This is a genomic window from Alphaproteobacteria bacterium SS10 (genome assembly GCA_019192455.1).
Lineage (GTDB): Bacteria > Pseudomonadota > Alphaproteobacteria > TMED2 > TMED2 > TMED2.
On sequence record JAHCML010000003.1, the window covers coordinates 1,407,294 to 1,427,936 of the forward strand.

At 57.9% G+C, this 20,643-nt stretch carries 23 protein-coding genes; 2 read left to right on the forward strand and 21 right to left on the reverse strand.

Annotation, left to right across the window (positions count from 1 at the left end; translation table 11 throughout):
- Positions 1–138 precede the first annotated feature (138 nt).
- The 3 genes from KI792_06850 to KI792_06860 all read right to left on the reverse strand — a co-directional run bounded on the left by KI792_06850 (position 139) and on the right by KI792_06860 (position 1,807).
- A complete protein-coding gene (locus KI792_06850; protein ID MBV6632734.1) occupies positions 139–324 on the reverse strand; it encodes a 50S ribosomal protein L32 in 186 nt (61 codons plus the stop codon).
- 270 nt (positions 325–594) lie between these two features.
- Positions 595–1,179: a DUF177 domain-containing protein gene (locus KI792_06855; protein ID MBV6632735.1), complete on the reverse strand. Its 585-nt coding sequence runs from the start codon at positions 1,177–1,179 to the stop codon at positions 595–597.
- A gap of 37 nt (positions 1,180–1,216) precedes the next feature.
- On the reverse strand, positions 1,217–1,807 hold the full coding sequence (locus tag KI792_06860; GenBank protein MBV6632736.1) for a ubiquinol-cytochrome C chaperone: 591 nt from the start codon (positions 1,805–1,807) through the stop codon (positions 1,217–1,219).
- A gap of 178 nt (positions 1,808–1,985) precedes the next feature.
- On the opposite strand from KI792_06860, the gene KI792_06865 reads away from it, so the two are divergent.
- Positions 1,986–2,420 carry an outer membrane protein assembly factor BamE gene (locus KI792_06865; protein MBV6632737.1) on the forward strand — a complete coding sequence of 145 codons (435 nt, stop codon included), beginning with the start codon at positions 1,986–1,988 and terminating at the stop codon, positions 2,418–2,420.
- A gap of 90 nt (positions 2,421–2,510) precedes the next feature.
- Here the strand turns inward: KI792_06865 and KI792_06870 are convergent, their stop codons facing one another.
- The 17 genes from KI792_06870 to KI792_06950 all read right to left on the reverse strand — a co-directional run bounded on the left by KI792_06870 (position 2,511) and on the right by KI792_06950 (position 18,379).
- Positions 2,511–4,592, reverse strand: coding sequence for a sodium-translocating pyrophosphatase (locus tag KI792_06870; protein ID MBV6632738.1), 2,082 nt, complete (start codon positions 4,590–4,592; stop codon positions 2,511–2,513).
- A 433-nt stretch (positions 4,593–5,025) separates the two neighbouring features.
- Positions 5,026–5,496: a hypothetical protein gene (locus KI792_06875; protein MBV6632739.1), complete on the reverse strand. Its 471-nt coding sequence runs from the start codon at positions 5,494–5,496 to the stop codon at positions 5,026–5,028.
- A gap of 224 nt (positions 5,497–5,720) precedes the next feature.
- On the reverse strand, positions 5,721–6,731 hold the full coding sequence (gene thiL / locus KI792_06880; protein MBV6632740.1) for a thiamine-phosphate kinase: 1,011 nt from the start codon (positions 6,729–6,731) through the stop codon (positions 5,721–5,723).
- Positions 6,732–6,734: 3 nt separating this feature from the next.
- Complete coding sequence (gene nusB / locus KI792_06885; protein ID MBV6632741.1) at positions 6,735–7,253, reverse strand: transcription antitermination factor NusB; 519 nt, start codon at positions 7,251–7,253, stop codon at positions 6,735–6,737.
- A gap of 1 nt (position 7,254) precedes the next feature.
- On the reverse strand, positions 7,255–7,719 hold the full coding sequence (locus KI792_06890) for a 6,7-dimethyl-8-ribityllumazine synthase (protein MBV6632742.1): 465 nt from the start codon (positions 7,717–7,719) through the stop codon (positions 7,255–7,257).
- Positions 7,720–7,771: 52 nt separating this feature from the next.
- Positions 7,772–8,887, reverse strand: coding sequence for a 3,4-dihydroxy-2-butanone-4-phosphate synthase (gene ribB / locus KI792_06895; protein MBV6632743.1), 1,116 nt, complete (start codon positions 8,885–8,887; stop codon positions 7,772–7,774).
- A 2-nt stretch (positions 8,888–8,889) separates the two neighbouring features.
- Positions 8,890–9,480, reverse strand: a complete 591-nt coding sequence (locus KI792_06900) for a riboflavin synthase (GenBank protein ID MBV6632744.1) — start codon at positions 9,478–9,480, stop codon at positions 8,890–8,892.
- Positions 9,481–9,509: 29 nt separating this feature from the next.
- On the reverse strand, positions 9,510–10,574 hold the full coding sequence (gene ribD / locus KI792_06905; GenBank protein ID MBV6632745.1) for a bifunctional diaminohydroxyphosphoribosylaminopyrimidine deaminase/5-amino-6-(5-phosphoribosylamino)uracil reductase RibD: 1,065 nt from the start codon (positions 10,572–10,574) through the stop codon (positions 9,510–9,512).
- A gap of 41 nt (positions 10,575–10,615) precedes the next feature.
- Positions 10,616–11,113, reverse strand: coding sequence for a transcriptional regulator NrdR (nrdR, locus tag KI792_06910; protein MBV6632746.1), 498 nt, complete (start codon positions 11,111–11,113; stop codon positions 10,616–10,618).
- A gap of 104 nt (positions 11,114–11,217) precedes the next feature.
- Positions 11,218–12,525, reverse strand: coding sequence for a serine hydroxymethyltransferase (locus KI792_06915; protein MBV6632747.1), 1,308 nt, complete (start codon positions 12,523–12,525; stop codon positions 11,218–11,220).
- A 121-nt stretch (positions 12,526–12,646) separates the two neighbouring features.
- Positions 12,647–13,072 carry a ribose 5-phosphate isomerase B gene (gene rpiB / locus KI792_06920; protein ID MBV6632748.1) on the reverse strand — a complete coding sequence of 142 codons (426 nt, stop codon included), beginning with the start codon at positions 13,070–13,072 and terminating at the stop codon, positions 12,647–12,649.
- A gap of 121 nt (positions 13,073–13,193) precedes the next feature.
- Complete coding sequence (locus tag KI792_06925; GenBank protein ID MBV6632749.1) at positions 13,194–13,601, reverse strand: hypothetical protein; 408 nt, start codon at positions 13,599–13,601, stop codon at positions 13,194–13,196.
- A 31-nt stretch (positions 13,602–13,632) separates the two neighbouring features.
- Positions 13,633–14,103, reverse strand: a complete 471-nt coding sequence (locus KI792_06930; GenBank protein MBV6632750.1) for a winged helix-turn-helix transcriptional regulator — start codon at positions 14,101–14,103, stop codon at positions 13,633–13,635.
- A 221-nt stretch (positions 14,104–14,324) separates the two neighbouring features.
- On the reverse strand, positions 14,325–15,212 hold the full coding sequence (mmsB, locus tag KI792_06935; GenBank protein MBV6632751.1) for a 3-hydroxyisobutyrate dehydrogenase: 888 nt from the start codon (positions 15,210–15,212) through the stop codon (positions 14,325–14,327).
- 53 nt (positions 15,213–15,265) lie between these two features.
- On the reverse strand, positions 15,266–16,390 hold the full coding sequence (locus KI792_06940) for an enoyl-CoA hydratase/isomerase family protein (protein ID MBV6632752.1): 1,125 nt from the start codon (positions 16,388–16,390) through the stop codon (positions 15,266–15,268).
- 91 nt (positions 16,391–16,481) lie between these two features.
- Positions 16,482–17,636: an isobutyryl-CoA dehydrogenase gene (locus KI792_06945; GenBank protein MBV6632753.1), complete on the reverse strand. Its 1,155-nt coding sequence runs from the start codon at positions 17,634–17,636 to the stop codon at positions 16,482–16,484.
- 104 nt (positions 17,637–17,740) lie between these two features.
- Positions 17,741–18,379: a hypothetical protein gene (locus tag KI792_06950; GenBank protein MBV6632754.1), complete on the reverse strand. Its 639-nt coding sequence runs from the start codon at positions 18,377–18,379 to the stop codon at positions 17,741–17,743.
- A gap of 264 nt (positions 18,380–18,643) precedes the next feature.
- Here KI792_06950 and hemB point away from each other — a divergent pair, with 264 nt between their 5' ends.
- Positions 18,644–19,612: a porphobilinogen synthase gene (hemB, locus tag KI792_06955; protein ID MBV6632755.1), complete on the forward strand. Its 969-nt coding sequence runs from the start codon at positions 18,644–18,646 to the stop codon at positions 19,610–19,612.
- On the opposite strand, the gene KI792_06960 is transcribed toward hemB, so the two are convergent.
- Positions 19,609–20,628: an alpha/beta fold hydrolase gene (locus KI792_06960; protein ID MBV6632756.1), complete on the reverse strand. Its 1,020-nt coding sequence runs from the start codon at positions 20,626–20,628 to the stop codon at positions 19,609–19,611. The genes hemB and KI792_06960 overlap by 4 nt on opposite strands.
- Between the last annotated feature and the right edge of the window lie 15 nt (positions 20,629–20,643).

Below are 20,643 nucleotides of genomic sequence, written 5' to 3' on the forward strand. Positions count from 1 at the left end.
ACCACGGTTGTGGTTTCACGCATCTGTCTGATGGTGTCACTCATCGTCCAACCGACGGGGTATCCAATCGGTGAGGCCAATCGATGCCAGCACAAGTTTGGCCAGCGGCAAACCGACTAATCAGCAGCAAATCGCTGATTAGAAGTCGTTTTTACCTTCGATCACCTGACGACCGCGATACATACCGGTCTTCAGATCGATGTGGTGTGGACGGTGTGGTTCGCCCGTGTCGGGGTTTTCGACATAGGTCGGTGATTTCAATGCATCGTGCGCGCGGCGCATGTTGCGACGGGAGCGCGAGACTTTACCCTTAGGAACAGCCATCGGTTTTCTCTCTCAAATCAAGGCGTTCGATCACTTTATTGGCGCCCGTCCGACATTTCTGCCGGGTGCACTACGCAAGCCGCCGACCATACCGGGCCGATCAACTAAACGAGGCCAACAATCTCAATAACTTGGCCGATCACTGCGCAAACAACCATTAAGCCAATAGCGGCGCAGACCGATCAGGACGCGCGGTTGTAACCAAAAACCGCCACGGCATCAAGTCGCTGGTTGAAAGAGCGGCTATGCAAGCCCTTCGACCGGCTCGGCTTAGTCTTTCCGGTGGTCCTTTAAGACCGCCAATTTCTCAAACGGACGATGGGTGCCAGGTGGCGGCTCATCGGCAGCCTCCGCCCCTTCCTTGGCCACGCCATCGGGCAACTCCGCGTCCGGTTTGCGAGGATGATCTGGCAGACCAAGGCTGATCGCCTCAACCGCGATCTCGCCTAGATTGATCTTCCCGTCGTCCAAATACTCAGGAAACGCCTCTTCCGCCTCTTCCAGGGACAGCTCCTCATGCGGGATTGCCTCCCGGTCATTCTTCAACCGGCCTGGAACGGCTAGGCGCAACTCAATTGCCTCTTCAAAACTCTGCTCGAACGGCTCTAGCGTGACAACACAAGTCAGCGTCAAATCAGCCTTCGCTGTACCAATCATGGAAACATAGCGGCCTTTGTTCAAAAGCTTCACCTGGGCGTCGACCGATAGAGCCTGAACCGCAGGGATATCGAACCGCGCAGCAATTGCCGCACACTCATCGGCACTGGCCGTCTCAGCGATGGCCATATCCTCGTCATCCAGCCGATCAAGCGGGATGGAACGATCAAATTCATAGTTTTGGCTAGGCTTAACCATAAGATACCGTTACCTGTTCCAACGGCCTTCAGCGCCGTTATTCGGCGGCTGGTAGCACATCATCAGCGGCATTGGCCACCGCATCCTCTGTCGGCGCCAACGCGGTCGCGTCTGGCCAACCAATGTCACCGGCCTTAATGCGCTTGGCATCAACCGCCTCAAGCGCCTTATTCGCAGCCACGGTATAGGCGGCTAGCGCTGTCGCAGCGGGTGATACCCCTTCACCTTGTTGGCCCTGAATATTCTTTGCCAAAGCGAGCGCTAAGGTCTGATCATCCCCGGCCTGGAGTGCTGATTGATAGGCAGTGACACGACCGTGGTAATTCTCGGCCATCTTTTTGACCTTGCGGCCGACAGCTAGGTCACTGACGCCCATTTCACGCAGGTTGCGATCTAGGTCCGTCTTGAACATGTGATGAAAAAACGTGTCGATGAAGCGCTTGCTCTCGCCATCGGACTCGGGCAGCGCATTGATCGCCAGGAACGCGTGAAGGTAAAGCAGATCGAGCCGACCCCAGACCGTATCTGGCACCCCAAAATCGGTGTAGAAGATCGGCTGACGTGATTGTTCGACCAGGGCGGCATAGAGCGGCCGTGGATTCACACCGAGATTTAGAAGCTTTCTCAATATCATAGCGCTGCAATCTTGAACTTTGGCGGGCGCGTCCAAACATGCCCATCTGACCAAGCAAATGGTCTTTAATGCGGGCGCTGGCAAGCGCCTTTGCGCCACAGCTTATTACGGGTTATCACGAGACCCGCATGAAACCTATCACCCTGGCCCAAAGCTTAGGATCATTCACGGCATGTTGCGAAACACCCTGCTAGCCACAGCCCTCATCAGCCTGACCGTTGCCGGTTGCTCCCCCGTGGTTGCTACCCGTGGCAACCTGATTGAGGACAAGACCCTGGCCCAGCTTGAGGTCGATGAGATGAACCGCATCGACGTGCTAAACCTGTTTGGCACGCCGACCTCACGCGCCACCTTTGACCAAGACACTTGGTACTATATCGGCCAGACGACGGAACAAACCGCCTTCTTCGAGCCAGAGGTGACGGATCGTCGGATCTTGAAGCTGCAGTTTGACCGTGAGGGGGTGCTGCGCGATGTGCAGGAACTCTCCCTTGAAGATGCGCAAGAGATCGACACCGTCAGCCGCGAGACCCCAACCCGTGGCCGCCAGCTTGGTGTGCTGGAGCAGTTGCTGGGTAACCTAGGCCGGTTCAACCCGGAACAGTAAGCCCAGCTACTTAGTCTGGCGCCCTACCCCAGATAGGAAAAAGCCCCGGCCAAATGACCGGGGCTTTTCGTTTGTCTCGATGGCTATGGATTAGCCACCAAATTGGGCCAGGATCGCCAACATCAGGATCGCCACGATGTTGGTGATCTTGATCATTGGGTTAACCGCTGGTCCAGCAGTGTCTTTGTAGGGGTCGCCGACGGTGTCGCCGGTGATCGCAGCCAGGTGGGCCTCAGAGCCCTTACCGCCGTGATTACCCTCTTCGATGTACTTCTTGGCGTTATCCCAAGCACCACCACCAGAGGTCATGGAGATTGCGACGAACAGGCCAGTCACAATCACACCAAGCAGCATAGCACCGACTGCGGCAAACGCCTCAACCTGGCCAGCGATCAGTGAGATCACGACATACAGAACCACAGGGGCCAGAACCGGCAGCAGGGATGGCACAACCATCTCTTTGATCGCTGCTTTGGTCAGCAGGTCGACAGCCTTGCCATATTCTGGCTTGGCGGTGCCTTCCATAATGCCTGGGATCTCTTTGAACTGGCGGCGAACCTCAACCACAACCGCACCAGCAGCACGGCCAACGGCCGTCATGCCCATGGCACCGAAGAGGTAAGGAAGCATGCCACCAAAGAACAGGCCGACCACCACATATGGATTTTGCAGTGAGAAGATGCCGTCCACATTCACGTTCGGGAAGTAGTAGGCGAGATCTTCGAGGTAAGCCGCAAACAGCACCAGGGCAGCAAGACCGGCAGAACCGATCGCATAACCTTTGGTGACCGCCTTGGTGGTGTTACCGACAGCGTCGAGAGCGTCAGTGGTCTCACGCACATCTTCTGGCAGTTCTGACATCTCAGCGATACCGCCAGCATTGTCAGTCACTGGGCCATAAGCATCGAGTGCCACGATCATACCGGCAAGCGCCAGCATGGTGGTCGCGGCAATCGCGATGCCATAGATGCCAGCCGCGGTGAAGGCGACGATAATGCCAATGCAGATCACGATCACTGGAACAGCGGTCGACTCTAGCGAGACGGCGATACCCTGAATGATGTTGGTAGCGTGGCCAGTCTCGGAGGACTCAGCAACCGCACGAACTGGGCGATACTCGGTCGAGGTGTAGTACTCGGTGATCACAACCAGAAGGCCGGTCACAACGAGACCAACAATCGCACAAACGATCAGGCTACGGCCGGTGACGCCATCACCCAGATCCGTGCTGAAGCCAAACATCAGGGCAACAGCCAGCAGGATCAGAACGAATGACACGACACCGCTCATGATCAGGCCCTTATAGAGCGCGCCCATGATGTTCTTGGAAGCGCCAAGCTTCACGAAGAAGGTACCGATGATCGAACCGATGATGCAGACCGCACCAATGACCAGTGGGAAGACCATCAGCATGCCTTGATTGGCACCGGTGAAGGCAATCGCACCAAGCAGCATGGTCGCCACAACGGTCACGGCATAGGTCTCGAAAAGGTCAGCGGCCATACCGGCGCAATCGCCGACATTGTCACCAACGTTATCGGCGATCACAGCCGGGTTGCGTGGATCATCCTCTGGGATACCAGCTTCGATCTTACCGACGAGGTCAGCACCAACATCCGCACCTTTGGTGAAGATGCCGCCGCCGAGACGGGCAAAGATCGAGATCAGAGAAGCACCAAAGCTGAGTGCGACAAGCGCCTCAAGCATGTGGCGCTGGTCAACGCCGATCATCAGCAGCAGCGCGTAGTAGAGCGCAACGCCAAGAAGGCCAAGACCAACAACGAGGAAGCCGGTGATCGCACCAGACTTGAACGCGATGTCCAGCGCTGGGGCAAGACCAGTACGGGCAGCCTCAGCGGTACGCACATTGGCGCGGACCGAGACGTTCATGCCGATATAGCCAGCAACGCCCGAGAGCACAGCACCGAAGACAAAGCCGAAGGCAACGGCAAAACCAAGGAACAGCAGCGGCACGGTGAACACGGCACCGGCGATAGCAATCGCACGATATTGGCGGTTCAAGTAAGCCTGCGCGCCCTCTTGGACGGCGCCAGCAATCTCTTGCATGCGCTCGTTACCGGCGCTGGCCGCCAAGACCTGCCGTCCGGCAAAGACGCCATAGCCGAGCGCAAGCGCGCCACAAGCGATGACGAAGATGAGTGTCAGTACCATGGTCTCACGGGTCCTTCTCTACTGTTGTCCGCGTTTTCAAAACTCAATCGCGAATGCCGGGCCCCGTCTTTAACTGCGGGGTCACGGCTTATCATGCCGGGCTGGCTTTCACCCCACGGGGTGCGGGGCAATCGTCGGTCGGCGTGGGAAGCATGGCCAGGTCGGCAAGAATATTTGCCAGGCCATTGAAATGATTGAATTTACGCCGCTTCACCGATTGAAGGCCTGGGCCCAAGCCCAATAACCCCGCAACAGGTGACCCCGCGCAAAAGCGGCAGGAACATGCCCGACCAGACAGCAGAAAGCAACCAGGGATCAGGATTTCGGGCAGTTCTGCTGGGTTTTTCCGGATCGCCGGGCCCGAAACTAGGCACAAAAAATCCGGCTAGGTCATCCCAGCCGGATTAATCGTCGAGCAAGGCTCAATCCGTAATCAGATTCGGCGGTGCCGGATATTCTGGATTAGCACGTCCTTCACCGTCTCACGGCCCATCACTGACGCGACAGCTGAAGCGACTTTGCGCTTCAGGCGCAGGGTTTGAACGGCGGCACCATCGGCACCAACGGTACGATCGAACTGGCCATAAAGGCTCTGAATAACCTCATGCTGGAGGTACTTCATATTCTCTTCGTACTCAGCCGCGACGGAGGTATCCTCAACTTCGATCATCATATCGATCTCAAGAAACTGAACCGTCCGCTGGCGATGTACCACTGGCACCCGCATTAGAGGCAGTTGCACAAAGGCAGGACCAGTCGGGCCGAGAAGCCCCTCACCTACAGCCTCGGCCTCCGTTGCTTTCGCATCGTCGGAAGAAGCCGCGATAACAGGCGAGACGTAGAACGCCACACCACCACCGGCCAACATTACAGCCAAAACCACCGCTAAAATCGCAGCGCGCATCGGAACATCCCCACTTGTTTAAGGAAGTAGCCAGCCGGATGGCACAGCTACCCTTCGCGTGAACCCATCACCCCCCACGCACACCGGAGGATGCAGGGTATTGTGCACCTGCACAAGTAAAGAAATTCCCAAAATGCGAAAAAAATCGTCTTGACGAACGTTAATAAGCTATTGATTTGCCGAAACAATTTTAAATTTATGTCAAATTTTAGACGAATGGTTCGCTATTCTTGGCCGTGTTGCCAGCCTGTCGCGTCCATTGATATCGGCGCACCATCCTCGCCTACCAAAGAAGCCTTACCGCCCTGTCCTTCGACCTCGACAATTCTGCCAATGATCGAGATTTTGCCAAGCGTTGGGTCTTGTCCAACTTCAGCGATAAGCGCCTCTGCGGCCCCTTCTGGCGCCGTGAACACCAGCTCATAATCATCGCCGCCGGCGGCCAGGGCCTTCGCCTCAATATACCCACCATCAATCGCTGCCCGGGCGGGAACAGAGAATGGCAGTCGCGCCAGATCAACCTTGGCGAAGACACCAGAGGCGGCACAGATATGGCCAAGATCGGCAAGCAAGCCATCAGACACATCTGCCGCTGCCCGTACGCCGTGCTGCCAAAGCTGCTGGCCCAGGCGCACCCGGGGATTGGGTAGATTATAACGCTTGATCAGGGCATCACGTTCGGCTGGCTGAAGCATCCCGAGCCCGCCCATCGCAGCCATCAGGCCCAGGAGGCCATCACCCACGGTCCCACTGACCAGTACGGCGTCCCCCACCTTAGCCCCATCACGGCGAATGGCTTGCCCTGCGGGGACCTGGCCAAACATGGTGATGGTCATAACCAGCTGCTGGCTGTCCGTACTGGTGGTGTCGCCACCGGCTAGATGAAGGCCAAAGGTGCTCTGGTCGCGGTAGAGCCCATCGCTGAAGGCCTGCAACCACGCCTCATCAACGTAGGATGGCAAGGTGAGGTTCAGCAGGTAGGCCTCAGGCTTAGCACCCATGGCTCCAAGATCAGACAGGTTCACCCGCAGCAGCTTCTGCGCCAGCAGGTGTGGATCGGTACCGTTTAAGAAATGGGTACCCTCCACCATCGTATCGGTGGTGATGACACGCTCACCTTCCCCAGATGGGAGGATGGCACCGTCATTGGTTAGGGATAAGCTGCCGTCATACCCCTCGGCCAGGGGGCGGAAGTAGCGGTCGATGCGGTCAAACTCACTAAGCCGCCAAGGCATCGCCTAGCCTCGCAGCTGCTTGGCCAGGCGGTCCATCACCGCATTCACCAGCTTTGGCTCCTTCTCACTGAAGAAGCCATCGGTGACGGTCATATACTCCTTGATCAGGAGCGAGCTATCGAACTGGCTATGGTTCAGCAGCTCATAGGCACCTGCCCGTAAAAGGCAGCGCAGCAGTGGCTCAATCCGTTCAGCGTTCCAGGGGCCGGTCACCTGACCATCGATCATGGAATCCAGGTCTTCAGAACCGGCGTGAACACCGCGCACAATCTTCGACAGAAGTTCGGTCGCTGGCGGTACCAGGGTGGCATCCTGCTCTGCATCCGGGTCAACTGGTGGTGGCTGCTCCAAGAAATCCCGGACGGCGGCTTCAACCTGCCGGTCAGGGTTCATCATCAATTGATAGAGGACCTGCACGGCGCCGAGGCGCGCGGTTGTGCGCGCGCGGAAGGTCAGGCCGCGATCTTTCTTCGCCTTGCCTTTGCTGGCGGTCTGGCCACCGGATTGATTGTCGTCAGCCATATCAGCGCGGGTAGAGACGGAATTGATGCTTAAGCTTGATCAGGTCGATACAGGCATTAGCCGCCTCACCGCCCTTGTTCTTGCGCGCTGGATCAGCGCGCTCAATCGCTTGCTCTTCATTCTCAACGGTCAAGATGCCGTTGCCGATTGCCAGGGTGTATTGCATCGCCAGCTGATAAAGGCCGCGCGCGCTCTCATTACAAACCACATCGTAATGGCTCGTCTCACCCCGGATGACACACCCCAGCGCCACATAACCATCAAAGCGACGACGGGCGGTGAAGTAATCCATGGAGCGAACGGCATAACGAATGCCTGATGGGATCTCTAAGGCGCCTGGAACCGTGTACACCTCATAGCTGGCACCGAACCGTTCAATGGCCTCAGTGGCGCCGGCAAGCAGCTTATCGGACACGTCTTCATAGTAACGCGCCTCGATGATCATGAGATGCGGGGCTTCAATCACGGCTCTGTCCTATCGGCATTTTTATCGTTGGGGCAGCGCCAAGATCTCGGCACTAAACAGGGATCGGACGATAATCGGTGATCTCAAGTTCATACCCCTCGAGACCGACCACGTTCCGGCGGCTGTTAGATAGCAGGATCATTTGCCGAATGCCAAGGTCGTGGAGGATTTGTGCCCCCACGCCGTAGTCACGCAATTCTGGCGCACCGGCGGCACCCTTATCAATCCGCGCGCGGAAGCGTTGGGATAGCGTGTCTGCCTGCGGTTCGCGAAGCAGGACAATCGCACCCCTGCCCGCCTCGGCAACGGCCTTCATAGCAGCCTGTAGCTCGGCACCGCGCTGGCTGCCGCCATAACCAAGCAAGTCATCAAACACATCGAGCGCATGCATACGCACCAGTGCCGGCTCACCATCGCTGACATCGCCTAGGACGAGGGCCACATGCTCCGCATACTCAATCTCGTTGGCGTAGACGATCATGCGGAAGTCAGCGTCGAAGTTATTGGGAAACGGCGCTTCCAGTTCGCGGCGGATAATCAACTCGGTCCGGCGGCGATAGGCGATCAGATCGGCGATGGTGCCAATCTTGAGGCCATGACGTTTAGCGAATTGGACTAAATCCGGCAGCCGGGCCATGGTGCCATCATCATTCATGATCTCGCAGATGACACCGGAGGCCTTACGGTCGGCCAGGCGCGCCAAATCAACGGCGGCCTCGGTATGACCAGCGCGCACCAGCACACCGCCATCGCGGGCCCGCAAGGGGAAGACATGACCCGGGGTCGCGATATCCGATGGGGTCGTCGACTGATTGATCGCAACAGCAATTGTGTGGGCGCGATCCGCGGCTGAGATACCCGTGGTAACCCCTTCCCGCGCCTCAATCGAAATGGTGAAGGCCGTCTCATGCCGGGAGGAGTTATGGGCAGCCATCAGCTCCAGACCCAATTCGTCGGCCCGGTCACTGGTCAATGCTAAACAGATCAAGCCACGGCCATACTTAGCCATGAAATTAATGGCATCGGCGTCGGCGCATTCGGATGGGATGACGAGGTCACCCTCGTTCTCCCGATCCTCATCATCGACCAGGACAACCATACGGCCCTGGCGCGCTTCCTCGATAAGCTCTTCAGCGGTGGCGATCTCGCCTTTCAAATCATCACTCATATTCATGTGCGGCACTCCAGTTGCCGCGCGACATAGCGGGCCAGCATATCAATCTCAATGTTCAAGCGCTGGCCAATCTCAGCATGCTGCAAGGTAGTTGCGGTCCAAGTGTGGGGGATGATGTTTACGCCGAAGCTATCATCGCTCACCTCATTTACTGTCAGTGAGATGCCATCGATTGAGATGGACCCCTTCGAGGCAACATAGGGCATTAGATCGGCTGGTGGCTGGATCTTTAGGCGCCAACTCTCCCCCTCTTGCCGAACATCCTTAAGGGTCGCAAGGCCATCGACATGGCCAAACACAAAATGGCCGCCAAGCTCTTGGCCAAGGGTTAGCGAACGCTCCAAATTGATGCGGCGACCAACCTGCCAATCACCCAGATTAGTGCGGTCCAGCGTCTCTTTAGAGGCCGTCACGCGGAACCAGTCATCGCCGCGCTCAACCACGGTTAGGCAAACGCCAGAACAGGCAATGGAGGCGCCATCCTCAACGCTCGCCATGTCATAGCCAGTTTGGATGGTGACATGGGTATCGCCGGGATTGGTAACCTCGGTCACGGTGCCGAGATCGGTGATAAGGCCAGTAAACATGGGTACTCAAATTCGGTTATCGGGGCCGGTTAGGCCTCGTCTCGACTACGCAGATAGCGCTCCCAGCAATCCCTGCCAAGGGTGTGGACGCTGTGTCGCTTGTAGCGCGGGGCTGCAGCTAGCTCTTCAAGGTCGATAGAGCCGAGGCCCGCGCGCCCATCACCGCCGATCAACTTCGCCGCGCGAAACCACTCAATATGGTCGATCAGATCAGCGGCTAGGAAGCTTGCGGCAACCTCACCGCCCCCTTCTATCAACACACGGGTTAGGCCCTTGGCCGCCAATTCTGCAGCGATCACGGCCGGGGTTAGGTCATCCGCGGCGATTAGTTCCGCCCCGGTTTCTTGCCAGCCGCCAACATCAGCGCCAGAGCGATGGAAAATCCACAGCGGCTGTTCCTTGGCAGTTTGGCCCAGCTTGCTATCCGCCGGCGTGGTCAACTGACTATCCAGCAGGATGCGAACAGGTGAACGGGTGCTCAAGCCCGGCAGCCTCGTATCCAGCTTCGGGTTATCCGCCATGGCTGTACCGCGGCCGATCAGAATGGCGTCATGACTAGCGCGGAGAGCATGGCCAGCGGCACGGGCCGCTGGCTCCGTTATCCATTTGCTGGTGCCGTCGGCCAGGGCAATACGCCCATCCAGGCTCGTTGCCGTTTTCCAGGTAAACAGTGGGCGATTAGCGGTGACGCGGTTTAGGAACCCAGCCAGATCAATCCCGGCCTGCTCAGCACCAACGCCAACAACAACCTCTACACCCGCTTCTCGAAGGGTGGCGATGCCACGGCCATTGACGCGCGGGTCTGGATCCTCAATGGCGACCACAACCCGTTTCACGCCAGCGGCGATCAACGCGTCACAGCAAGGCGGCGTCTTCCCGTAATGGGCGCACGGCTCCAGGGTGACATAAGCAGTCGCCCCCTGAGCCTCGTCGCCAGCTTGCGTCAAAGCCACCACCTCGGCATGGGGCCGGCCGCTCGGTTGCGTCCAGCCGCGGCCCACCGTGACGCTATCTCTGACGATCACGCAGCCAACCGCCGGGTTGGGCCAGCACTGCCCCAAACCACGACGGCCAAGCGCGATGGCCGCCGCCATGTGGTGGGCGTCAGCGGCCTGGTTCGCAAGCTGATGGGAGGTCACTTTTTCTTCTTACCGGCTTTTGAGCCACCGGTCAGGCTATCGACGTCAGCGCCAATCGATTCCAAAAGCTCTTCGAAATCAGCAACTTCACGGAAGTCTTTGTAAACAGATGCATAGCGAACGAAGGCGATCTGATCGAGATTGGCGAGCTTATCCATCACCGCCTCACCGATCTGGTTGGCGTTCACTTCGCTATCGCCTGAGGACTCCAGCTCACGGACCAGGGAGTTCACCACGCGGTCGATATGCTCAAGGTCAACGGGGCGTTTACGCAAAGCCACCTGCATCGAGCGCATGATCTTGTCACGATCGAAGGGCTCACGCTTACCGTCAGATTTAACAACGGTCAGCTCACGCAACTGCACCCGCTCAAAGGTGGTGAAGCGGGCGCCACACTCAGGGCAGAACCGGCGGCGGCGGATCGCGGAATGATCCTCCGTCGGGCGGGAGTCTTTAACCTGGGTGTCTTGGTTACTGCAGAACGGGCAGCGCATCAGCCACAACCTTTAGGGGTTATCAACAGGGATAACACACCAGATATATAGCCGATCCCCGTTCTGCAATACCAGATTTATGAATTACAGCGGGTATTTAGCGCTTATTGGTAGATCGGGAAGCGGGCGCAAAGCTCCGCCACTTCCTTCGCAACCTTCTGCTCAACCGCCGTGTTACCCTCAGCGCCATTGGCCTTGAGGCCATCGAGCACTTCGATGATCAGCTCACCAACGCGCTTGAACTCGGCAGTACCAAAGCCACGGGTTGTACCGGCTGGGGTGCCCAGGCGAACACCAGAGGTCACAAACGGCTTCTCCGGGTCGAATGGGACGGCGTTCTTATTACAGGTCAGCCCTGCCCGCTCCATCGATGCCTCGGCAATATTACCGGTAAGGCCCTTCGGGCGAAGGTCGACGAGCACCATGTGGCTGTCTGTCCCATTGGAGACGATGTTCACACCGCCAGCTTCCAATGTGCCGGCCAGCATGCGCGCATTCTCCAAAACCTGCTTGGCGTAGGTCTTGTACTCAGGCTCAAGCGCCTCACCGAAGGCAACGGCTTTAGCAGCAATGACATGCATAAGCGGACCACCCTGGAGGCCAGGGAAAACCGCTGAATTGATCTTCTTACCCAGTGCGGCGTCATCACAGAGGATCATGCCGCCGCGTGGACCGCGCAGGGTCTTGTGAGTGGTGGTGGTGACCACATGGGCGTGCTTGATCGGGGATGGGTAAACACCCGCGGCGATAAGGCCGGAATAGTGCGCCATGTCGACCAGCAGGTAAGCGCCGACGCTGTCAGCGATCTTACGCATCCGCTCCCAATCGATAACCCGTGGGTAAGCAGACGCACCGGCAATCACCATCTTTGGCTTATGCTCATTCGCCAGCTCCTGGATCTCGTCGTAATCCAAGAGACCGTCTTCCTTGCGAACGCCGTACTGGACAGCATTGAACCACTTACCAGATTGGTTTGGAGCGGCACCGTGGGTCAGGTGACCACCGGAAGCGAGTGACATACCGAGGATGGTATCACCGGGCTGCAGCAGGGCCATCATCACGGCCTGGTTAGCCTGGGCACCGGAATGCGGCTGCACATTGGCAAACTCACAACCGTAGAGCTTACAAGCGCGCTCAATCGCCAAATCTTCGGCGACGTCCACGAACTCACAACCAGCGTAATAGCGCTTGGACGGGTAGCCCTCGGCGTATTTGTTGGTCATGACCGAGCCTTGGGCCTCCATCACCGCCTTAGAGACGATGTTTTCAGAGGCGATCAGCTCAATCTCAGTTTGTTGACGGGTAAGCTCATCCTTGATGGCTTTGGCGATTGTTGGCTCACGAGAGGCCAGACTTTCGGTGAAAAAGCCGTCATGTTGGACGGTGTTTTGGGTGACCGGTGCTTCAGACATTTGTTTGCTCCTCAACAGCAGGTGTTGCCCTTCCGGGCATGCTTGTTCGGCGTTTTCGGGCCGCCGTTCACCCCTGATCTCGTTTGGCTGCATTCATGCAGCTGGCTCGCTAAGTAAAGCGCTAGCCTAGTTTCTCAACCCGGCGGTCATGACGCCCGCCTTCATATTCGGTGTTCAAGAACTGATCGATGCAGTCTTTGGCTGTCTCAATCCCGATCAGTCTCGCGCCTAACGCTAACACATTGGCGTTGTTGTGCAGGCGGGTAAGCTTGGCCATCAGCCCATCGGTGCACAGGGCGGCCCGGGCGCCCGGAATGCGGTTTACGGCGATCGAGATACCAATACCGGTGCCGCAAACGGCCAAACCACGCTCAACACTGCCATCGGCAATTGCCTCACCTAGCGCCTTACCAAAGTCAGGATAATCAACCGAATCTGGTCCGTTGGTGCCCAGGTCCACAACCTCATGCCCCAACTCTGCCAAATACTCGGCGAGCGACTGCTTCATCTCAAAACCCGCATGGTCGGAAGCAACGGCAATACGCATGGACGAACTCTCGGCTGGGGATCATCAAAACTGTGATGCCAGGGGGTACCGAAAGTGGCAGGAAAGCGCAACCGCAGCATGGTCGCATCGCCCCTGAATGCGGGGCGGCCATGCAATGGGCTCAACGCTCTTCCAGCTGCTTTTTCATTACAAACCGGAGTTTAGAGAGCGCTAATTGTTCAAGCTCCCTCGAGGTTGCTTGGGCCGGCCCCATCACCGCCACCTCGGTCAGGGTCGGGCCGTGCATGGCATAGACCTGCACAAACTCACCGCGCTTACTGAACTCAAAGATGATTTCATCATTGGGGCCAATGATGTCGCCCTCAGGCCTGTGATGTCGGCTTTTGCGACCTCGGCTTGGGCGGCTTCCGGCGCTGGATGTCTGGTTCTGGGCGGGATTGCCGCCCTTAACCACGGGCGCAAAACCGGTTAACCGCGATGCCTCTTGATAGGCCGCGGACGCCTTTGGTGCTGGTTGTTTGCCAGTAAGTGCCGGGGTGGGCCTGCGGGGCCGGTCGTTATCAGCCATGGCCGATGCCCGGCGCCCCTACCAAGCCGGATTAAGCCGGGATTGGGTTCAGGGGTGAATAGCCGACCTGACCGGTAAGGAAACGCTCAAGGTTTTTCAGCGCGTCATTAACGGTCTTCAGCTGCTCAAGATCGAGGCCGGAATTCTCCACATTGCCGATGTGGCGTTCAAACACCTCATTCATCAGCGTGCGAATTTCATGGCCTTTGTCGGACAGTTTCACCCGAATCGAGCGACGGTCATGAACTGAACGCTCCTGGATCAGATAGCCATTCTCGACCATCTTCTTCAGGTTATAGGAGACATTTGAGCCGAGATAATAACCGCGGGCGGTCAACTCCCCCACCGTCAGCTCATCCTCACCAATGTTGTAGAGGATCAGGGATTGGACGTTGTTGATGTCCTGGATGCCTGCGCGCTCCAGCTCAATCTTCAACACATCAAGAAATTGCCGGTGCAGCCGTTCAACCAATGTGATGGCCTCAAAGTATGGGTGCTGCAAAGTATCCTCCTAAAGCAGGCTGGCTGGGCCAACCTATCCAATCTAGCGCGTCCCAATCAGGGTATCGCGGCCAGGTCTGTCGCTTAATCTGGCTATCGTGCCTCAATTATTGCCCAAAAGCCAAGGCCCAGCAGTTTAAATGCTGTCGCCTTACCGGGGGCCTTAATAGCGACCGAAATTCTCAAATGTCCGCCCTACATCACCGGTTTTGCCCGGTTTGGTCAAGCACCGCGCAACATCTTCAATATCGATGAGAAATCCAGTGCGCCGTTACCACCGTTCACATGCATGGCGTAAAGCGCCGTGGTCTCCGCCCCCAGCGGGGTTGCCGCACCGGAACCGGCCGCAGCCTGTTGGGCCAGGCGCAAATCCTTAAGCATCATGTCAGAGGTGAAACCAGGCGCGTATTCACGGCTGGATGGTGTGTTCTCAAGCAGGCCAGGAAACGGGCAATAGGTGGTCAGTGACCAGCATTGCCCCGACGAGGTTGAAGCCACATCGAATAGTTTTTGCGGGTCGAGTCCAAGCTTATCGGCAAGGGCAAAGGCCTCGCACACCGAGAGCATCTGAATACCCAGCATCATGTTGTTGCAGATTTTCGCGGCCTGACCATTACCAGGACCGCCAGTGTGGACGGTTTTCCCGCCCATTACATCGAGCAGTGGCTGGGCCTTGGCGACCGCCTCATCACTGCCACCCACCATAAAGGTCAGGGTGCCAGCCTCGGCCCCACCAACGCCGCCGGAAACCGGGGCATCAATCATAGCCAAACCGGCGGTTTCCGCAGCACCGGCAATGGCACGGGCGGTTGCAACATCGATGGTTGAGCAGTCAATCAAGAGAGTGCCCGGCTGACAGGCCTTCATCGCCTTGCCGTCGCCTAAAAACACCTCGGTCACATGATCACCGGCAGGCAGCATGGTGATCACCACCTCCGCGGCACCGGCTGCCGTTGCGGCGTCGCTTGCCGTCTGTCCACCTGCCTGCTCAAGCGCGGCAAGATTGTCAGCGGACAAGTCAAAACCGATCAGTTCATGCCCGGCGGCAAGCAGGTTCTTGGCCATAGGAAGGCCCATATTGCCGAGGCCGATAAAGGCGATCTTGGTCATGCGTTTCCTCGATTGGTGACTTAGCGTCTTAAACCCGCAGCGGGTGAGATGGGTTAGCCCGTGAAGCTCAGATCGTTCTCGCCCAGCGCCTCAAAATGCTTCTCAACGATGGCGTCGGTAACATCGGTCAACTGCGCAGGCTCCCATTTGGGATCGTGGTCCTTATCGACCAGCACTGCGCGAATGCCCTCGTAGAAGTCATGCCCGGCCATACAGCCCTGGGTTAGGCGGTATTCCATGACGAGGCAGCTCTCAAGATCCAGCGCTGTGCCGCGATCCAACTGCTCACGCGCAATCTTCATACTGGTTGGTGAGCGCTTACCCATCGTCTCGACGGTTTCTTTCGCCCACTCACCATCGGCACCGGCACCGCCGATCATTGAGGTCAGCTCGGCGATGATCTCTTCCACCGTGTCGCTACCAAAGGCCTGATCAATGGCATCCTGAAGGGCGGCTAGCTTGGCCTCACCTGCGTCAGTGACAAAGGGCTCAATAATGCCATCGGCAAACAGGCGCTCTTTACCCGTTTCGGCCTGTCCCCAATCAGCGGAGGCCAAGGCATCCACGAGGGCATCCAGCTTGTCCGATGGCACGTGGTGGGTCGCAATCTTGGCATAGAGCGCATCGGCAGCACTGAGGCGATCACCAGTAAGGGCCAGATAGGCGCCCGCCTCACCCGGCGCCCGCGCCAGGACATAGGTCGCACCAACATCTGGGAACAAACCAATCGCGGTCTCTGGCATCGCCACCATGGTGGTCTCTGTCGCGATCCGGTGTGAGCCATGAACCGATAAGCCAACACCACCACCCATGGTAATACCGTCGATCAGTGCGATGTATGGTTTGGGGAATCGATAGATCGCGCGGTTCAGCTGATACTCTTCCCGGAAGAAGTCGCGGGTCAGGGCACCATCCCCCTCACCCGATTTCGCCGCGAGGCCATCCTGATAGACGGATTTCACATCACCGCCAGCGCAGAAGGCTTTTTCACCAGCACCGGTGATAACCACGGCGGCGACGCTGTCATCCTTGGCCCAGGCATCTAGCTGCGGTGCCATTTCCCGGATCATCGGCAGGTTAAGCGCGTTAAGCGCCCGTGGCCGGTTCAGGGTGATCAGGCCGAGCGGCCCCTTACGATCGAAAAGGATTTCTGGCTCAACGGCATCTGATGGGGACATGGACTAGCACCAACGGGCAACGGCAAAAGCAAAGCGTGATCGCTGAAAGGAAGTGCCACGCCATCGATCCGCGATCAAGGCGACAAGCCCACTAACTTGAGGATGCTTCCAGAATTTTTCGGGCAACGATCAGGCGCATGATCTCATTGGTCCCCTCAAGGATTTGGTGCACACGCAGATCACGCAGATATCGCTCAACACCGTATTCCTTGATGTAGCCATAGCCGCCATGGATTTGCAGCGCCTCATTGACCACCCGGAAGGCGATATCAGTGCCGAACCGCTTGGCCATCGCGCAATACTTCGTCGCATCAGCATGCTTCTGGTCGAGCAGCCGGGCCGCCTTATGCAGCAGAAGCCGCGCTGCCTCTAACTCCGTCGCCATATCGGCGAGCTTGAATTGTAGCGATTGGAACTCCGCAATCTTCTTGCCGAATTGCGTTCGTTCCTGGGCGTAGTTGATGGCGAGGTCCAGGCAATGCTGGGCCCCACCAAGCGAGCAGGCGGCGATGTTCAACCGGCCACCATCAAGTCCCTTCATGGCGATTGCGAAGCCATCCCCCTCTTCACCCAACCGGTTGGCGACGGGTACCCGGCAATCCTCAAAGATCACGGCGGCGGTCGGCTGGGAGTTCCAGCCAAGCTTCTTCTCTTTCTGACCAAAGCTGAGACCGGGCGTATCCTTCTCAACGATGAGGCAAGAGATACCCTTCGGCCCGTCATCGCCGGTGCGTACCATCACCACATAAACATCGGAGGTAGAGCCACCGGAGATGAAGGCCTTCGACCCATTTAAGACATAGAAATCGCCATCACGTTCCGCCTTGGTTTTAAGCGACGCGGCATCAGAACCTGCGCCTGGCTCGGTAAGGCAGTAGCTGGCGAAATGCTCCATGGTCATCAGTTTCGGCAGGTAGCGACTGCGTTGCTGGCCATTGCCGAAGTTATCGATCATCCAGGACGCCATATTGTGGATCGAGATATAGGCCGCCGTGGACGGGCAGCCGGTCGATAGCTCCTCAAAGATAACCGCAGCGTCATGGCGGGTGAGACCCGTGCCACCGAACTCTTCCTGGCAATAGATACCGGCCAGGCCCAGCTCAGCGGCGGCGCGCAACGTGTCGACAGGGAAATGCTCTTGCTCATCCCATTCAGCGGCATGGGGCGCCATGGCGTCATTGGCAAAAGCCCGCGCCATATCTTGGAATTGTCGCTGATCTTCCGTGAGGTCGAGTGCGGCCGACATCTGTTTCCACCCATCATGGTTTTGATTTGTTGGCAGGCAGATTAACCGCTAGCCGCCATGGGTCAATTGATGCGGGTCGATTAGTTCAGGTCGCTGGCCTAGCTTTACTGGCGACTTGGAAAGCCAACGGTGCCGCAACCGATTAGGCTGACACCATCGCGATCCTCACGCTCCAAAACCAAGGTACGGCCATAGAGTTGATTGACCGAGATCATGGGCGCAAAGCCGATCTGGGTCGCCTGGCCAAAGCCATCCACCATCAGCGGCGGGAAATGGCCAAGCGCAAGCTGGGTTTCAGGCATGTCCTCATAGGCGATGCCGGATAGATCGGTTGGTGGATAGAGCGTTTCACCAGCGGGCTGCTGTTGCTGGCGGTAAAGTGCATGGGCAGCGGCCAAACGGTGGCGCGTTTCACGGCTGATCGCCTGCATCCGCCCCTCGATGTCCCGCGCGTCATAAACACCGCGCGTCACTGGGTTGAAGTGACCAGCAACGGTGCCCTGGGCTGCCATTGCGGTGACATGATCACAATGCCGCGCCGCGTTTACAGTCACCGTAATCTCGCCCGGCGGAAGACCATTCAGTACAGGATCAAGGGTTACGCCCCCACTGCCGGTGCCACCATCGGCATCCATAACTGTTATCCGGCCAAGTGGACGCAGAACCGAGGGCCCCTCACTATGGGCCATGGCTTGAATCTGAACGGTGATGCGATCGAAGGCAGCGGCCGGGGTAGCGGTCATCAAGCAGGCAGCCGCGATAAGAGCGCCGAAAATGCGCCGATCTCTTTTGGTTTGCCGCCCCATATGCTCGATCATGGCCCCAACCCATGAATTGCAGAGCCTCTAGCCTACAGCAAATGCGGGATTGCTGGAATGGCGTCGCTTGTCATAGGTTGCGGCAACGATAACTGCCGCCGGTAGACCACGATAATGAACAGCGTTTCTAACCGCCCCCTTACCAGCACCAGCGACGGCACCACCGGTCCTGCATTTCCACGGACCCGGATGCGCCGCAATCGAACCGTACCATGGCAGCGTTCCCTGGTGGCCGAGAACGCGCTGTCAGTGAATGATTTGATCTGGCCGGTTTTTATCTTGGATGGCACCGACCGGGTTGAGGCGATCGACGCCATGCCCGGCATCTCTCGCTACAGCATCGACCGCCTGGTTGAGCAGGTCGCCAATGCCGCTGATCTTGGCATCCCAGCGATCGCCCTATTCCCCGTAACGCCGCCAGAACTGCGCAGCGAAGATGGGAAGGAAGCCTACAATCCAGAGAGCCTAGCCTGCCGCGCCGCCAGCGAGATTAAGCGCCAGGTGCCAGAGATTGGCGTTATCTGCGACGTGGCCCTCGACCCCTTTACCAGCCACGGTCATGACGGCGTGATGGATGAACAGGCCCGCATCCTAAATGACGAGACCGTTGAGATCTTATGCAAACAGGCGTTGGTTCAGGCCGCCGCCGGTGTCGATGTGATCGCCCCATCGGACATGATGGATGGCCGCGTTGGTGCCATCCGCGATGCCCTGGATGCTGGCGGTTTTGAGGATGTGCGGATCATGTCCTATGCCGCGAAATATGCCTCCTGCTTCTACGGCCCATTCCGCGCCGCGTTGCAGTCTGATGGCTACCTGAAGGGCGATAAGAAGACCTATCAGATGGATCCGGCCAATACAGATGAGGCGATGCGCGAGGTTGCCCTCGACCTGCAGGAAGGGGCTGACATGGTTATGGTTAAGCCCGGCATGCCCTACCTCGATGTGGTGCAGCGGGTGAAAGAGCGGTTCGCCGTTCCAACCTTCGCCTATCAAGTCAGTGGGGAGTTCGCGATGCTCAAAGCCGCGATCCAAAATGGCTGGCTCGACAATGATAAGGCCGTGCTGGAATCCCTGCTTTGCTTTAAGCGGGCGGGCGCCGATGGCGTGCTGACCTATGCGGCGGTTGAGGCGGCAAAGCTGCTTAAAGCTGGCTAGCCCAACTGCTCATTGATGAACCGTTCGGTCATGGCCAGATGCCAAGGGCCATCGGTACCGTGAAACCCGCAATGCCCACCACCGCTAGCGATTAGCGGCATGAGGTTGCGGTTACGGCTCCAATCAAACACATGGTAAGGCTCTACCGGGACCCAGGGGTCGTTTTCGGCATGGATCAGCAGGACCGGTAGCCGGGCATCATCGATATACCGGTTAGCGGAATTCACCGCGTAATACTGATCCGCCCCACTCCACCCATTGATCGGGCCGGTGAACTTATCGTCGAAATCATAGGTATCACGGGCTGACCGCGCCGCCTGGCGCGCCCAATCCGCCAATGGTCGGTCTGGGTCAGCGCATTGCGCCTTCATACGCCTCAACAACCACTGGTGATAGGCACGGTTTCGAAGCTTCAGGAACTGGTACGAGGTAGCAAACAGGTCAATTGGCGCCGAAACGCTGATCACCGCCTTCAGCCAATCCGGTCGTTTATCGCCGTACTCGCCAGCCAGCTTCAGTGAGGCATTGCCGCCAAGGGATGACCCCATCAACACGACACCATCATCGGCCAAGCCATGCTGCTCGGCCATCGCCTCAATCACCAGGCGCAGATCCGCACTCCGCCCGGCATGGTAGAAGCCTTTGCAAAGCGTACCACTTGGGCCCGCCCCACGCTGGTTGAGGCGAAGCACCGGATAACCGCGAGCCAGGAAGTAATCGGTGGCCAGCAGGATGTCCGGGCTGCCCTCACACCCCGTCAGCCCATGAACCAGGACCATCAGCGGCTTGGTGGCTGTCGGCGTAGAGGGTCGATGCAGCTTCCCGATCAGGATATCGCCGCTGCCGTCATCGGTGGGAAACTCGACCCGTTCAGCAGCACCAGGCTGCGGCAGTCGCCCTAGTTTCTCACCGGCGGCATTCTTCATGGTTTGCAGATCGCCACCGACCCATGGAAACGCCTCTTGGATCGGCTCAAACCCAATTCTGCTGCGTCGACGCTCTAGATTATCGAACATAGGCAATAAGTTAGC

Excerpts from the sequence above, each read along its gene's own strand:
- rpiB (MBV6632748.1), bottom strand. The coding sequence starts at position 13,072 with ATGCGTATTGCCGTTGCTTCCGACCATGCGGGTTTTGAGATGAAGCAG.
- nusB (MBV6632741.1), bottom strand. The coding sequence starts at position 7,253 with ATGGCTGACGACAATCAATCCGGTGGCCAGACCGCCAGCAAAGGCAAG.
- KI792_06915 (MBV6632747.1), bottom strand. The coding sequence starts at position 12,525 with ATGTCTGAAGCACCGGTCACCCAAAACACCGTCCAACATGACGGCTTT.
- KI792_06900 (MBV6632744.1), bottom strand. The coding sequence starts at position 9,480 with ATGTTTACTGGCCTTATCACCGATCTCGGCACCGTGACCGAGGTTACC.
- nrdR (MBV6632746.1), bottom strand. The coding sequence starts at position 11,113 with ATGCGCTGCCCGTTCTGCAGTAACCAAGACACCCAGGTTAAAGACTCC.
- thiL (MBV6632740.1), bottom strand. The coding sequence starts at position 6,731 with ATGCCTTGGCGGCTTAGTGAGTTTGACCGCATCGACCGCTACTTCCGC.
- hemB (MBV6632755.1), top strand. The coding sequence starts at position 18,644 with ATGCGCCGCAATCGAACCGTACCATGGCAGCGTTCCCTGGTGGCCGAG.
- mmsB (MBV6632751.1), bottom strand. The coding sequence starts at position 15,212 with ATGACCAAGATCGCCTTTATCGGCCTCGGCAATATGGGCCTTCCTATG.
- KI792_06950 (MBV6632754.1), bottom strand. The coding sequence starts at position 18,379 with ATGACCGCTACCCCGGCCGCTGCCTTCGATCGCATCACCGTTCAGATT.
- ribB (MBV6632743.1), bottom strand. The coding sequence starts at position 8,887 with ATGAGTGATGATTTGAAAGGCGAGATCGCCACCGCTGAAGAGCTTATC.
- KI792_06940 (MBV6632752.1), bottom strand. The coding sequence starts at position 16,390 with ATGTCCCCATCAGATGCCGTTGAGCCAGAAATCCTTTTCGATCGTAAG.
- KI792_06875 (MBV6632739.1), bottom strand. The coding sequence starts at position 5,496 with ATGCGCGCTGCGATTTTAGCGGTGGTTTTGGCTGTAATGTTGGCCGGT.
- KI792_06945 (MBV6632753.1), bottom strand. The coding sequence starts at position 17,636 with ATGTCGGCCGCACTCGACCTCACGGAAGATCAGCGACAATTCCAAGAT.
- KI792_06865 (MBV6632737.1), top strand. The coding sequence starts at position 1,986 with ATGTTGCGAAACACCCTGCTAGCCACAGCCCTCATCAGCCTGACCGTT.
- KI792_06855 (MBV6632735.1), bottom strand. The coding sequence starts at position 1,179 with ATGGTTAAGCCTAGCCAAAACTATGAATTTGATCGTTCCATCCCGCTT.
- KI792_06925 (MBV6632749.1), bottom strand. The coding sequence starts at position 13,601 with ATGGCTGATAACGACCGGCCCCGCAGGCCCACCCCGGCACTTACTGGC.
- KI792_06960 (MBV6632756.1), bottom strand. The coding sequence starts at position 20,628 with ATGTTCGATAATCTAGAGCGTCGACGCAGCAGAATTGGGTTTGAGCCG.
- KI792_06850 (MBV6632734.1), bottom strand. The coding sequence starts at position 324 with ATGGCTGTTCCTAAGGGTAAAGTCTCGCGCTCCCGTCGCAACATGCGC.
- ribD (MBV6632745.1), bottom strand. The coding sequence starts at position 10,574 with ATGGCGGCGGCCATCGCGCTTGGCCGTCGTGGTTTGGGGCAGTGCTGG.
- KI792_06870 (MBV6632738.1), bottom strand. The coding sequence starts at position 4,592 with ATGGTACTGACACTCATCTTCGTCATCGCTTGTGGCGCGCTTGCGCTC.